Source organism: Faecalibacterium sp. BIOML-A4 (assembly GCF_009679665.1).
In the GTDB taxonomy this organism is placed as follows: domain Bacteria; phylum Bacillota; class Clostridia; order Oscillospirales; family Ruminococcaceae; genus Faecalibacterium; species Faecalibacterium taiwanense.
In genome coordinates, this window is record NZ_WKZG01000011.1 from 1 (window position 1) to 13,523 (window position 13,523).

Annotated in this window: 14 protein-coding genes, 1 tRNA gene and 1 riboswitch; of the genes, 11 read left to right on the forward strand and 4 right to left on the reverse strand. The window is 57.3% G+C overall.

Annotation, left to right across the window (positions count from 1 at the left end; genetic code table 11):
- Positions 1-516: helix-turn-helix transcriptional regulator (locus GKG34_RS08655; RefSeq protein WP_154256007.1), on the reverse strand; the 516-nt coding region annotated here is incomplete at its 3' end.
- Between the two features lie 247 nt (positions 517-763).
- Here GKG34_RS08655 and GKG34_RS08660 point away from each other — a divergent pair.
- The 4 genes from GKG34_RS08660 to GKG34_RS08675 all read left to right on the forward strand — a co-directional run bounded on the left by GKG34_RS08660 (position 764) and on the right by GKG34_RS08675 (position 4,597).
- The gene (locus GKG34_RS08660; RefSeq protein ID WP_154256008.1) at positions 764-1,372 is read left to right on the forward strand and encodes a CHC2 zinc finger domain-containing protein; all 609 of its coding nucleotides are present in this window, start codon (positions 764-766) and stop codon (positions 1,370-1,372) included.
- A gap of 72 nt (positions 1,373-1,444) precedes the next feature.
- Entirely contained in the window at positions 1,445-2,761 is a 1,317-nt protein-coding gene (locus GKG34_RS08665; protein ID WP_154256009.1) for a phage/plasmid primase, P4 family, read from the forward strand.
- 376 nt (positions 2,762-3,137) lie between these two features.
- On the forward strand, positions 3,138-4,403 hold the full coding sequence (locus GKG34_RS08670; RefSeq protein WP_154256010.1) for a plasmid recombination protein: 1,266 nt from the start codon (positions 3,138-3,140) through the stop codon (positions 4,401-4,403).
- Between the two features lie 17 nt (positions 4,404-4,420).
- A complete protein-coding gene (locus tag GKG34_RS08675) occupies positions 4,421-4,597 on the forward strand; it encodes a hypothetical protein (RefSeq protein ID WP_243139235.1) in 177 nt (58 codons plus the stop codon).
- 97 nt (positions 4,598-4,694) lie between these two features.
- On the opposite strand, the gene GKG34_RS08680 is transcribed toward GKG34_RS08675, so the two are convergent.
- The 3 genes from GKG34_RS08680 to GKG34_RS08690 form a co-directional block, all read right to left on the reverse strand.
- Positions 4,695-4,946, reverse strand: a complete 252-nt coding sequence (locus tag GKG34_RS08680) for a DUF6061 family protein (RefSeq protein ID WP_154256012.1) — start codon at positions 4,944-4,946, stop codon at positions 4,695-4,697.
- Positions 4,947-5,098: 152 nt separating this feature from the next.
- A tRNA-Tyr gene (locus GKG34_RS08685) sits at positions 5,099-5,183 on the reverse strand.
- Positions 5,184-5,227: 44 nt separating this feature from the next.
- On the reverse strand, positions 5,228-5,557 hold the full coding sequence (locus GKG34_RS08690) for a hypothetical protein (RefSeq protein WP_154256013.1): 330 nt from the start codon (positions 5,555-5,557) through the stop codon (positions 5,228-5,230).
- 25 nt (positions 5,558-5,582) lie between these two features.
- On the opposite strand from GKG34_RS08690, the gene GKG34_RS08695 reads away from it, so the two are divergent.
- From GKG34_RS08695 to cobI, 7 genes are all read left to right on the forward strand, one after another.
- A complete protein-coding gene (locus GKG34_RS08695; protein WP_338428051.1) occupies positions 5,583-5,903 on the forward strand; it encodes an Hpt domain-containing protein in 321 nt (106 codons plus the stop codon).
- A 105-nt stretch (positions 5,904-6,008) separates the two neighbouring features.
- Positions 6,009-6,221: riboswitch (cobalamin riboswitch) on the forward strand.
- Positions 6,222-6,388: 167 nt separating this feature from the next.
- Entirely contained in the window at positions 6,389-7,621 is a 1,233-nt protein-coding gene (locus GKG34_RS08700) for a sirohydrochlorin cobaltochelatase (protein ID WP_154256014.1), read from the forward strand.
- Between the two features lie 117 nt (positions 7,622-7,738).
- Positions 7,739-8,590 carry an iron transporter gene (locus GKG34_RS08705; protein WP_154256015.1) on the forward strand — a complete coding sequence of 284 codons (852 nt, stop codon included), beginning with the start codon at positions 7,739-7,741 and terminating at the stop codon, positions 8,588-8,590.
- A 107-nt stretch (positions 8,591-8,697) separates the two neighbouring features.
- A complete protein-coding gene (locus GKG34_RS08710; RefSeq protein WP_154256016.1) occupies positions 8,698-9,837 on the forward strand; it encodes an ABC transporter substrate-binding protein in 1,140 nt (379 codons plus the stop codon).
- Between the two features lie 30 nt (positions 9,838-9,867).
- Positions 9,868-10,884: an iron ABC transporter permease gene (locus GKG34_RS08715; protein ID WP_154256017.1), complete on the forward strand. Its 1,017-nt coding sequence runs from the start codon at positions 9,868-9,870 to the stop codon at positions 10,882-10,884.
- A complete protein-coding gene (gene cbiD / locus GKG34_RS08720; RefSeq protein WP_154256018.1) occupies positions 10,881-12,830 on the forward strand; it encodes a cobalt-precorrin-5B (C(1))-methyltransferase CbiD in 1,950 nt (649 codons plus the stop codon). The genes GKG34_RS08715 and cbiD overlap by 4 nt, the downstream gene beginning before the upstream one ends.
- Complete coding sequence (cobI, locus tag GKG34_RS08725) at positions 12,818-13,522, forward strand: precorrin-2 C(20)-methyltransferase (RefSeq protein ID WP_154256019.1); 705 nt, start codon at positions 12,818-12,820, stop codon at positions 13,520-13,522. Before cbiD ends, cobI begins: the two co-directional genes overlap by 13 nt.
- Position 13,523: the final 1 nt, after the last annotated feature.

Below are 13,523 nucleotides of genomic sequence, written 5' to 3' on the forward strand. Positions count from 1 at the left end.
GTACACAGGCTTTCTCCGAAGGTTGATGTCTTTTGCAGCCTTGGCTGCTTCCGGGGTCTTGACCTTTGTGCGCAGCAGGGTGCTCAATGTCGTGAGCATGGCGTTCTGTGCCGCGATACCGGATGCAAAGGTATCATCAAAATACTGCGCTATGCGGTAAGTAAGCTCTGCAAAGCGGGCGTTTTCCAGCAGCAGATTGACCACCTCTGTATTGACACGCCCTGTGTAGAGGTTCTTTGCAGCCTCTACGGACAAGCCCAGTTCGGCAATGTCGTAGTTCTTGCGGTCGGGGATGTTGGTTTCTCCCAGCAGAAAATCCGTGGACACGTTGAACAGCCTTGCAATCTTCAGCACCTGCTCATGGGTCAGGGTTCCTTTCGCACCACTGATAAAACGGCTGATAGTGCTTTTGGAGCAGCCGATTTCCTTGGCAAGCTCCGGTTGGCTGATGTTGTGCTCTTTCATCAAGTCCGCAAGACGGACGTTGGACGGTGCAGGCAGATATTCCTGTGCCATGTGGTCGGCCCTCCTTTTTGAGTTTTTTCCTCATTATAATACGCTCTGCCGTTTTGTTCAATATACGGTTTCCTCTCCGCCCTTGCTGTTGCAGCCCTGCAACCAGTAAGGGCTTTTTTCTTTTTCCGTTGCAGTTCTGCCGCTTTTTCGCCCTTTCCGCAAAATTCTCCGTATATTCAGGCACAAGGCAAAAACACCAGAGTTCCCACTTTGGGGTCTCTGGTGCAACGCACGAAACAAAGGAGGAATGCCCTTGAGCCTGTATCAAACTGTCAAGTCCGCCATCACCGTTCGGCAGGTGGGAGAAATGTACGGCATGGAGCCAGACCGCCATGGCATGGTGTGCTGTCCATTCCATTCCGACAGCGACCCCAGCATGAAGCTGAACGACAACTATTATTATTGCTTTGGCTGTGGAGCCAACGGCGATGCCATCGACCTCACCGCCAAGCTGTTCGACCTGAACCCACGGCAAGCCGCCGAGAAGCTCGCAAGTGACTTCGGGCTTGACCCGGATAAGCCGCCCGCCAATGCCATCGCCCTGCCGCCGCCCAAGCGTGGCCTGACGGACGAGCAGTGGGCAGACATCGCCTACTGCCTGCGGGTGCTGACCGATTATCTCGACCTGCTGCACGACTGGCGAGAGCGTTACAAGCCCGCCACCCCGGAGGAACCGCATGACCCACGGTTTGAAGAAGCCCTCCACATGACCGAGACCATCGAGCACCTGACGGACTGCGTTGCATTTGGGACGCCCCAGCAGAAGGCCGATGCCGCTGCACGGCTGCTGTCCGGGTCGTACCTGCTGATGCTGGAGGAGCGCACCGACCGCCTTGCTCTGGCAAAGTGCGCCTAATAATTTATTCACCCGAAGTGGTGGGTCTCACCGTGAGACCCACCACTTCACTTTTCTAAAGGAGAACCCCCTATGAAGAAAAACATTTCCCGCAATCCCTTATGGCCGGACTGGTACAACGGTAAGAAGATCGATGAAGTCCAGTTTGGACGTGCCTTTCTGGAACAGTGGCCGCTGAAATGCGTCAACGGAACGCTGTACACGCTGGACGGCCCGGTGGAGGACGAGAGCGAGATCAAGCAGCGCATCTTGGAGAACATCGAGGAATATGTCACCTCCGGCCTGTCAAAAAAGGTCACCAACATTCTGGAGACCATCAAGCTGCTGGCCTTTTCCGACCCGTTTCCCATTGAACAGGACTGCATCCACCTCCAGAACGGCGTGTACCATCTGCCGGACGGCTCTTTTCAGGAGAGCCGCCTGTTCTGCCAGAACCGCCTGCCTGTGAGGTACGACCCCAAGGCAGCCAGCCCGGATCGCTGGCTGACCTTTCTGCACGAACTGCTGGACGATGCCGACATCCCCACCTTGCAGGAATATCTGGGCTACTGCCTGATCCCCAGCACCAAGGGACAAAAGATGATGCTCATTGTCGGCAAGGGCGGCGAGGGCAAGTCCCGCATCGGGCTGGTGCTGAAACGGCTCATGGGAGATGCCGCCAGCAATGGCAGCGTCCAGAAAGTCGAGAACAACCGCTTTGCCCGCGCCGATCTGGAACGCCGCCTGCTCATGATCGACGATGACATGGACATGAACGCCTTGCCCAAGACCAACTATATCAAAACGATTGTCACTGCCGAAGCCAAGCTGGACTTGGAACGCAAGGGTGTCCAGAGCTACCAGCGTGACATTTACGCCCGGTTCCTCTGTTTCGGCAACGGTGCGTTGACCTCGCTGTATGACCATTCGGACGGCTTCTTTCGCCGCCAGCTCATCCTGACCACCAAGGACAAGCCTGCTGACCGCACGGATGACCCCTTCCTTGTCGAAAAGATGTGCGCCGAATTGGAAGGCATCCTGCTGTGGTGTCTGGAAGGGCTGCACCGGCTGGTGCAGAACAACTTCCGTTTCACGGTCAGCGAACGAGCCGCTGCCAACGTGGACACCATCAAGCGCAGCAGCAACAATGTCATCGACTTTATGGAATCCGAGGGCTACTTCCGTTTCAAAGCGGACTACTCCATCAGCTCCAAGGAGTTCTACGACATTTATAAGCAGTGGTGCGAGGACAATGCCTGCCACAGCGTATCTGCTATCCGTTTCAGCGCCGAACTGCGCCAGAATGACCGCCGCTATAACCTTGAAGCCACCAACAACATCTACCTGCCCGGTGGCCGCAGGGTGCGGGGATTCGTGGGCATTGAGCCGCTTGTCCCCCCCTGCCCGTAAAAAGTGCATTTTTTCACAGAAGAAGTTCGTACAACCTGTACGGTCTGTACTTGTACGCACCTGTACGGTAGATTTTAAGAAAATCAAGCGTTTTATCGCTTGTATTTTGCTTGCCTGTACACCGTACGAACCGTACAGGTTATTTGAACTCCGTACGCAATTTTTTCAGATGCGTACGGAGCAATCAAGTTCGCATTGTGCGAACTTGATCGTAGCTCTCCCGCAGGAGACGTTCCCCCTCGGAGAGTCCTCGAAGAGCCCACTACACTTTGCAGCCCATAGGGATGAAAGTGTTATAGTGGGTTATTACACTTCCGAAGAAGTGCATCTTCGTTCCCCATCACCTCTCGATGAACCTTGAAAGGAGGGATGCCCTTTGGCAAGAAACGATGGCGTTGACCGCACCAGTGTCCGGAATCTCGCCGTTTCGGACAAGGCCGTTGGCAACACTCAGCAGCACAACGAGCGCGAAAAGGACAGCTATCGAAACCCCGACATTATCCCCCAGCGCACCTCATGGAACGTCCACTTCAAGAAGCCTGCCGCCAGCTACACTGACCTGTTCGCCCAACTGGAAGCCGTTGGAACCATTTCCACGCGCGGCCTGAAGCCGGATGCCACCCACTACTGCGAACTTGTCTTTGATGTCAACTCGGCCTACTTTGACAATCACGGCGGCTACGAGTTCGCCAAGCAGTTCTATGAGGATGCCTACAAAGCTGCTGTGCAAATCGTGGGCGGTGAGCAGTATATCCTCTCGGCAGTCATGCACGCGGATGAGATCAACCACGCCATGACCGAAGCACTGGGCCGGGAGGTCTACCACTACCACCTCCATGTGGTCTATGTGCCTGTGGTGGAAAAGCAGATCCTCTGGTCGAAACGCTGCAAGGACAAGGCACTGGTCGGCACCGTCAAGGAGACCGTCATGCAGGTCAGCCGGAGCAAGAAGTGGGCATCCAAACCTCTGCTGGACGATGCCGGAAAGCCTATCCTGCAAAAGAACGGCAAGCCAGTCCTGAAGAAGTCGTACAGCATCCTGCAAGACGATTTCTTCAACTATATGCGTGCTGCCGGGTACACCGATGTGGAGCGCGGCGAGCGCGGCAGCACCGAAGAACACCTGACCGTCACCCAGTTCAAAGTTCAACGGGAGCAGGAGCGGCTGGACAGCCTGACCACCCAAGCCGACCAGCAGGCACAATCGCTTGCTAAAACCAGTCAGACCCTCTCCCAAAAGAAGAAAGAACTTGCCGCTGTGCAGAAAAAGGCCACGCTCACGAAAGAAGCCCTCATTCATGTGCGCGATCTGGATTATATCGGCAAGCGCACCTTTCTCGGTAACTACTCGCTGACCGAAGAAGAATTTTCCAAGCTGAAAAAGCAAGCCGACCACGGCTATATGATGGACGTGGAGAACCGCCGCCTGAAAGAAGAACTTTCCACCGCCAAGAAGGAAGCTGCTCATTGGGGTCAAAAGTATCATGAGCTCTGGTATGAAGTGAAGCCCTATCTGGACGCGCTCTACCGTGCGCCTGAACTGGTGTGCAACTTTCTGGAAAAGATTCTCGCCCTCAAGCAGGAGCGCACCATGAATGTGCTGCAGAAAAACCGCAAGCGTGGGCAAGATATGGAACTTTGATTTTCGGAGGATACCATTTGAACAAAAAGAAGAAGTCAAACAAATCCGGCTACCCGGATGAAGCAATCAAGACCCTTGCACGTTGCTTTTATCCCTCCATAGTTGAGTTTTTCAACAGCGAGGAAGGCCAGCGTGAATATGAGGAATGGCTGAAAGAGCAGGAAGCTCTACAAGCCTTGCCTGTTGCAGCATAAAAACAGCAGGACGCTCCCGATGAAAGGAACGCCCTGCCTTACATAGATGTATCTCACCGAGGTGTGTCCAGTTGGGCACACCTCTTATTTTTTGTCTTTAATCTTCTAGCCCATGGCTCCCGGCTGCATTTTTCAAATATTCCTCCGGGTCACCGTTCAGAATCAAATCGGCATAGCTCAGCGGGTCATTGTAGATAAGGTAGTCCAGTTCGGTTTGCTGTGCCATGGTCACGTCCAGCGCATCCTCAACCCCGGTACAGTCGATGGAGATTTTTCTCCCATCTTGGAGAGTCATCTCCACACACCCGGTATCCATGTTAAACTTGCAGGCTCTTGCATCGTACTTCATAATCGCATCCTCCAAATCTTGTTAGTGGCTTACGGTCTATGACAAGGTATCGGAGTTTTGCGCCGTCCACAGGAACCTTCGTTGTTGTACCCGAAGAAAACGAAAAATCCGAACCCTTCTCCAATCGGAAATAGGTTCGGATTTCTCTTGTTTGGTGGGCGCGGGTGGATTCGAACCACCGAAGCTGAAAGCAGCAGATTTACAGTCTGTCCCCATTGGCCACTCGGGAACACGCCCATATTCACTTTTTGTGTCCTTCGCCGGACGACTTGTTTATTCTATCATGCAGAAAGGCTTTTGTCAACTGTTTTTTTACCTTTTTCTTCAAATGCGTTTTCCGTGCAGAGAAACGGCGGGAAAAGCCCTGCAGCCATGCAGGCACGGCAAAGTCGGAGAAAAAAGCCAGCCGGAAGAAATTGATAGGCAAATTGCAAGAAAAACTCGTGACAATATGTGAAAAGTGCAAGACTTTTTGTCTCTGCATTGAAAAACGCAGGAAGGCGTGATATATTAAAAACGCAACAAAGTGCAACAAAATGGATGGCGCTTTTGTCACTCTGTGGCAAATCAGGCGGGATCAGTAGAAAAAGAAAGGCATAGCGACAAACCATGACGATTCAGGAATGTTATAGACAGATGGGCGCAAATTATGAGGATGTGCTCAAGCGGCTTTACAACGAAGGCATGATCTGCAGATTTACGCTGATGTTTTTGAACGACGACAGCTATCCGAAACTGGAGCAGGCATTGAAGGAAGGAAATGTGAAGGAAGCATTCCGTGCGGCACACACGCTCAAGGGCGTGTGCCAGAACCTGGGTTTTACCAACCTGTATCAGCCCACCTACGATTTGACCGAGGTGCTGCGCACAGGCACACTGGAAGGTACCAAAGAGCTGTTTGACAGCGTGACCTGCCAGTACAAAATCACCATCAATGCGATCCGTGCGCTCCAGTAAGCTCCGCATTTGGCTCGATCTCCAAACGGCATCCTTCCTTATAAAAAGGCAGGATGCCGTTTTTTATTGCATTCTGCGCAGTTTTATGATATAATGCCGGACGAACTGAACAGAAAAACAGCAGGTGCCTTTTGCCGATGCACTGCACGGCGGAAAGGGTAAAAGGGAAGCGGGTGCAGATCCCGCACGATCTCGTCACTGTGATAAGGGAGTCCGCATCAGGGTGCTTTGCACCAGCCACTGGAGCATTGCTCCGGGAAGGGGATGCCGGGCGGCGATCTTTCAGTCAGGAAACCTGCCTGCTGTTGGTACGGGGGTGCAAACCCCAGATCACGAGGAATTGGTTGTACCAAAAAGCCCTGAAACAACAGAGGTCTTTTTGTCATGCCATCCGCAGGACAGAAGGGCCTCTTCTTTCATCTTTCTTTCCTGTACCCTTTGTTTGGTTCAAACCGCAATTTATCCAGCAGGAAAGGACAAGAACAATGAGAAAGATCGAAACCAAAAAGCTGGCCGCAGCTGTTACGGCTCTGGCTCTGTGCGCCGGCGTGCTCACCGGCTGCGGCGGTGCTGCTTCCGGCACTGCATCCAGCACCGCTGCGCCTGCCGCTTCCAGCGAAGCGAGCAGCGAGGAGGCTGACGAAATGGCAGCAAAGAATGTGGCAGACCTAATCGATGCCATCTATGTGCAGGAGCGCAATGATGACACCGACGCTCAGTGCGAAGCTGCCAAGGCTGCATGGGATGCTCTGACCGACGCCCAGAAGGAACTGGTGGAAGGCGAGAACGCCGACCCCGACTACTTTGGCCGTGACACCGGCGATGCCTCCAAGGACGATGCCCGCAATCAGGACGACATCGGCGACAACGAGCTGCTGGTGGTCTCCTTCGGCACCTCCTTCAACGACAGCCGCGTGAAGGACATCAAGGGCATCGAGGATGCCCTGCAGGCCGCATACCCGGACTGGAGCGTGCGCCGCGCCTTCACCGCACAGATCATCATCAACCATGTGCAGGCCCGTGACGGCGAAAAGATCGATAATATGCAGCAGGCCATGGACCGCGCTGTGGCAAACGGCGTGAAGAACCTTGTCGTCCAGCCCACCCACCTGATGCACGGCGCTGAGTATGACGAAATGATGGAAATGATCGACACCTACCGCGACAAGTTTGAATCTGTCGCTGTGGCTGAGCCCCTGCTGGGCGAGGTCGGCTCCGATGCCACCATCATCAATCAGGACAAGGAAGACGTTGCCAAGGCTGTCACCGCTGCTGCCGTGAAGGAAGCCGGCTACGACAGTCTGGATGCCGCTGCTGCGGACAAGGTCGCCTTTGTCTTTATGGGCCACGGCACCTCGCACACCGCAAAGGTGAGCTACAGCCAGATGCAGACCACTATGCAGACTCTGGGCTACGACAATGTGTTCATTGGCACCGTTGAGGGCAAGCCGGAAGAGACTGCCTGCGAGAACGTGATCGAGGCTGTTAAGGCTGCGGGCTACACCAAGGTCATCCTGCGCCCGTTGATGGTGGTTGCCGGCGATCACGCCAACAACGATATGGCCGGTGAGGATGCCGACTCCTGGCTGAGCCAGTTCAAGGCTTCCGGTGCTTTCGACAGCATCGACTGCCAGATCGCTGGTCTGGGTGAGATCGAGGATGTCCAGAAGCTGTATGTCGCCCACACCAAGGCGGCGATCGATTCTCTGAACGGTTGATCAAACGAACCCTCTCCGTCTCGCGGCCGCTTTGCGGCATCCGGTGGAGAGGGTTCATTTTTTATCTGAACAATGGTATAATAAAAGCTGATTTCTTATAATGTAGAGGTATTTCCTATGAAACGCGTTTTTTCCTGTGTTGTCGCTGCTTCTCTGGCACTGAGTCTGCTGGTGGGCTGCGGCGCTTCTTCCACGGCATCTTCTGCAGCTTCCAGTGCTGCTTCTTCCGAGGCGGCATCCTCTGTGGCTTCTTCTGCCGCTGAGACCGCCGCTTTGCCGGATGGTGTGTATACCGCCGAGTTTGACACCGACAGCAGCATGTTCCACGCCAACGAAGCCTGCGACGGCAAGGGCACCCTGACCGTGGAGAACGGCCAGATGACCTTCCATGTCAGCCTTGCTTCCACCCATATCGTCAACCTGTATCTGGGCAAGGCTTCCGATGCCGCCGACCACGAGGCCGACTGGCTGCAGCCCACCACAGATACCGTCACCTATTCCGACGGCACCTCGGAGGAGGTGTACGGCTTTGACATTCCGGTCACTGCTGTGGATACGGACTTTGATCTTGCCATTCTGGGCACCAAGGGCAAGTGGTACGACCATGTCGTCAGCGTGCGTGATGCCGTGGAAAAGGCTGCGGAAGCCGAGACCCCGGCAGACGGCACCTACACCTGTGAGGTGACGCTGGAAGGCGGCTCCGGCCGTGCCACCGTGGAGAGCCCCGCCGCCCTGACCGTGGCAGACGGCAAAATGACCGCCACCATCGTGTGGAGCAGCCCGAACTATGATTATATGATCGTGGACGGCGAGAAGTATCTGCCCACCAACACCGAGGGCAATTCCACCTTTGAAATTCCGGTATCGGCGCTGGATACCGCACTGGATGTCACCGCCGACACCGTTGCCATGAGCACCCCCCACGAGATCGAGTATACGCTGACCTTTGATTCTGCAAGTCTGAAGTGACTCCCCCAGTCACCTTCTTTGGCAAAAAGATAAACTTTACCGTACTGCCAAAGCCTCCCTCTATGAGGGAGGTGGCACGGCGTAAGCCGTGACGGAAGGAGTTACCTATGAAAATCACTCGCAACCAATTTCTGAAACTGATCCCCGCTACGGCGCTGACGCTGACCGGCTGCGGCAGCAAGGCTCAACCTGCCAATACGAAAAGTCTTATTTTCTCCCATCATTACCAGCTGGACTATGCACAGCAGTTCACAGCGGACTGCTATGAGGGCGGCTATACCATGCTGACCATCGCGGAGTCGGATGCACGGTTCCTTGTTGTGCCGGAAGATGCCGCGGAGGTGGACGGTCTGCCTGCTGATGTGACTGTGCTGCGCCAGCCGGTGGAGAATATTTATCTGGTCTCCACCTCGGTGATGGATCTGCTTTTGCATCTGGACGCACTGGACAGCGTGGCCTTTTCCGGCACCAAGGCCGAGGGCTGGTATCTGCCCGCGGTGCAGCAGGCCATGGAAGAGGGAAAAATCGCGTATGCAGGCAAGTACAGCGCCCCGGATTACGAGCAGATCCTGGCAGCGGGCTGCTGCCTTGCCATTGAGAATACCATGATCCTTCACACGCCGGAGGTAAAGGAGCAGCTGGAGCACTTTGGCATCCCGGTGCTGGTGGAGCGTTCCAGCTACGAGAGCGACCCGCTGGCCCGCATGGAGTGGATCAAGCTTTACGGCATCCTGCTGGGCAGGGAAGAACAGGCCGAGCAGGTGTTTTCCGCGCAGGAGACAGCCGTTCAGCCCATCCTCTCGCAGAAACCCACGGGAAAAAGCTGCGCCTTCTTCTCGCTGACCACCAACAACCTTGCCACTGTGCGCAAGGGCAGTGACTATGTGGCCCGCATGATCGAAATGGCAGGCGGCAGCTATGTCTTTGCGGACCTGACGGACAATGGTAACAGCCTTGCTACCATGAACCTGCCGCTTGAGGACTTCTATGCAGGTGCAAAGGATGCCGATGTGCTCATCTACAACAGCGCCATCGAGGGCATGATCGCATCGGTGAGCCAGCTGACCGAGCGTTTCCCACTGTTGAACGAGTTCAAAGCGGTGCAGAACGGTCAGGTGTGGTGCACCACCCAGAGCCTGTTCCAGCAGAGCATGGAGCTGGCAGACTTGATCGTGGATATGAACCGGGTGTTTACCAAGGGCACACCTGCCGCCAGTACCCTGAAATTCCTCACCCATGTGGATTAAAGAAGGAAAATTTTACAGAAAGGAAAGCCTATGACCCGTACCAGACGCCTCGCAGCCGCCTATATTGCCCTTGCGGCAGCCGTAGCTGTGCTCTTTGCGCTGAACCTGTTCTGGGGCAGCGTATCCCTTGCACCGGGTGCGGTGCTGACGGCGCTGCTGGGCAAGGGCGGCGATGCGCTTGCGGGGAATATCATCCTGCAACTGCGCCTGCCCCGCGCGGTCATGGCGGCGCTGTTGGGGGCAGCCCTCAGCGCGGCAGGCTACCTGCTGCAGACTTTTTTTGCAAACCCCATTGCCGGGCCATTTGTTATGGGCGTTTCCAGCGGCGCAAAGCTGGCGGTGGCCCTGACCATGGTGGTGTTTCTGGACCGCGGGATGCTGACCAGCTCGGCCACGATGATTGCGGCTGCCTTTGCGGGTGCCATGGCTTCCATGGCCTTTGTGCTGGCGGTGGCCCGGCGGGTGCAGCGCATGAGCATTCTGGTCATCTGCGGTGTGATGATCGGCTATATCTGCTCCGCCATCACCGATATCGTGGTGGCCTTTGCGCAGGATTCCAACATCGTCAACCTGCACAACTGGTCGCAGGGCAGCTTTTCCGGCGTGACATGGGCCAATGTGCAGGCTGCGGCACTGGTGGTGCTGCCTGCGCTGGCGGCATCCTTTCTGCTTTCCAAGCCCATGGCCGCCTACCAGATGGGCGAAGCATATGCCCGCAGCGTGGGCGTGAAGGTCAAGCCTTTCTCGGTAGCGCTGGTGCTGCTATCCAGCCTGCTGGCGGCCTGTGTCACCGCCTTTGCGGGGCCGATCTCCTTTGTAGGCATCGCGGTGCCGCACCTTGTCAAGCAGCTGCTGGGCAGCGCAAAGCCGCTGTATGTGCTGCCGGGGTGCTGCTTGGGCGGTGCGGCTTTCTGCCTGTTCTGCGACTTGCTGGCCCGCAGTCTGTTCGCGCCCACGGAGCTGTCCATCAGCTCGGTCACGGCGGTGTTCGGCGCACCGGTGGTCATCTGGCTGCTGGTGCGGCGCAGTCAGGAGGGTGCACGATGAAGGAACATTTTTTGTGCGGCGCACAGGGTCTTGCCATCGGCTACGGCAAGACACCGCTGCTCTCGGATATTTGCCTCGGGGTGCAGCCGGGGCAGATCCTGACCTTGATCGGGCCCAACGGCGCAGGCAAATCCACCTTACTGCGCACACTGGCGGGCCAGCTGGCCCCCATGGGCGGCACGGTGCTGCTGGAAGGCAGAAACCTTGCCGATTACACCGGTACCCAGCGGGCGCAGAAGCTGGCCCTCATGGCCCCGCATAGCCGCCGGATGGAGCTGACCACCTGCTTTGACTTTGTTTCGGCGGGGCGCTATCCCTACACCGGACGGCTGGGCATTTTGTCTGCCGAGGACAGGCAGCAGGTGCACAGAGCTTTGGAGCTGGTGGGCGCGGCACACCTTGCAGACCGGGATTTTAACCGCATCAGCGACGGCCAGCGCCAGCGCATCCTGCTGGCCCGGGCACTGTGCCAACAGCCGGAAGTGATCCTGCTGGACGAGCCGACCTCTTTTCTGGATATCAAGGGCAAGATCGAGCTGCTCACCATTTTAAAGGAGCTGGCCCATACCGGTCAGCTGGCGGTGATCCTGAGCCTGCACGAGCTGGAATTGGCTGAAAAAATAGCGGACACGGTGGTGTGCGTTTCGCCCGGTGGTGTTTCCGGCGTGCTGACCCCGGAACAGGCGTTTCAGCCGGAGAACATCCGCACCCTGTACGGCCTGACCGAACAGCAGTACACGGCTCTGTTCGGCACACCGGAGCCGGAAGCCGAAAAGGCACCCGCCGGAAAACCTCAGTTTGAGCATTACGTCCGCAGCGGGCAGAAGTTGCTGCGCTGCGGCTATACCACCGGCACCTGTGCCGCGCTGGGGGCTGCAGGGGCGGCGCGTCTGCTGCTGACCGGCCGCGAACCGGAAACGGTGGCTCTGCGCACGCCCAAGGGCATTGTGGTGGAGGTGGCTCCCCTCTGGTGCCGCAGCACGGACACAGGTGCCGCATGTGCCATCCGCAAGGACGGCGGCGACGATGTGGATGTGACTACGGGCCTGCCGGTGGTCGCATCAGTGGTACTGGAACCGGATGCCCCCGGCGTGCGCATCCTTGGCGGCGAGGGGGTGGGCCGGGTGACGAAGCCCGGCCTTGACCAACCCGTAGGCGAGGCCGCCATCAACCATGTGCCCCGCCAGATGATTGCCGAAGCGCTGGAACGGGAAGCTGAAAATGCTGCCTACACCGGCGGCTTTGCGGTGACCATCTCTGTGGAAGGCGGTGCCGAGACGGCAAAGCGCACCTTCAACCCGCACATCGGGGTGGAGGGCGGGCTTTCCATTCTGGGCACCAGCGGCATCGTGGAACCCATGAGCCAGCAGGCCATTCTGGATACCATCCAGCTGGAAATGAATCAGGCCGCACTGCGCGCAAAAAATGCCCCCGGCCCCCGGCGGCTGGTGCTGGCCCCCGGCAACTACGGGCTGGATTATCTGGCCAGCGCTCTGCCGCAGTTCGAGCGGTTCCCGGTGGTCAAGACCTCCAACTTCATCGGGGATACGCTGGATATGGCTGCCACGGCCAAATTTGAGGAAGTGCTTCTGGTAGGCCACGTGGGCAAGCTGGTCAAACTGGCGGCAGGGGTCATGAACACCCATTCCCACACGGCGGATGGCCGTGCCGAGGTGTTCTGTGCCCATGCGGCGCTGTGCGGGGCCCGGCGCGAAGTGTGCGCTGCCCTGATGGATGCCGCCACCACGGATGCCTGCCTTGACATTCTGGACGGCGCACAGCTGCGCGGCCCGGTGCTGGAAAGCATCCTTGCCGCCATCCAGATGCATCTGGACCGGCGGGCAGGCGGGGCCTTCCGGGTGGGCGTGGTGCTGTTCTCCAACCAGCACGGCCCGCTGGGCGAGACAAAAACGGCAAAGGAGCTGATGCAGGAATGGCAGAACTGAAAGGTACATTTTACGGTGTCAGCGTCGGCCCCGGCAACCCGGAGCTGATGACGCTGCAGGCTGTGCGGCTCATCCGGCAGTGCCCGGTGCTGGCCGCGCCGCAGACTGCTTCCGGCCAGATGCTGGCGCTGGACATCGCCCGCAGTGCGCTGGGAGAAGCGCTGGACGGCAAGACCATCGTCCCGCTGTACTTTGCCATGAGCCGTGACCCGGCTGCGCTGGCGGCTTCGCACGAAAAAGCCGCCGCCGCGGTGCGGCAGTATCTGGATGCCGGGCAGGACGTTGCCATGCTGAACATCGGTGATGTTTCCATCTATGCCACCTTTGGTTACCTGCAGGAGATCTTGCAGGCCGGGGGTTATGCCACCGCCATGGCGGCAGGCGTGCCCAGCTTTTGTGCGGCGGCGGCGCGGCTGAATGTGCCGCTGACCGGCGGCATGGATACGCCGCTTACCATTGCGCCCGGCGGCTGGACAGACCGCGTGCTGGAAATGCCCGGCACCAAGGTATTGATGAAAGCCGGCAGGCAATTGCCTGTCTTATTGGATACCCTGCAGCAGGCAGATAAGCTGAAAAAAAGCGCACTTGTGTGCAACTGCGGTCTGCCGGACGAGCGGGTCTACCCGGATCTTTCCCTTGAGCGGCCGCAGGAACAGGCCGGTTATTTTGCCACCGTTTTGGTAAAGGAGTAAC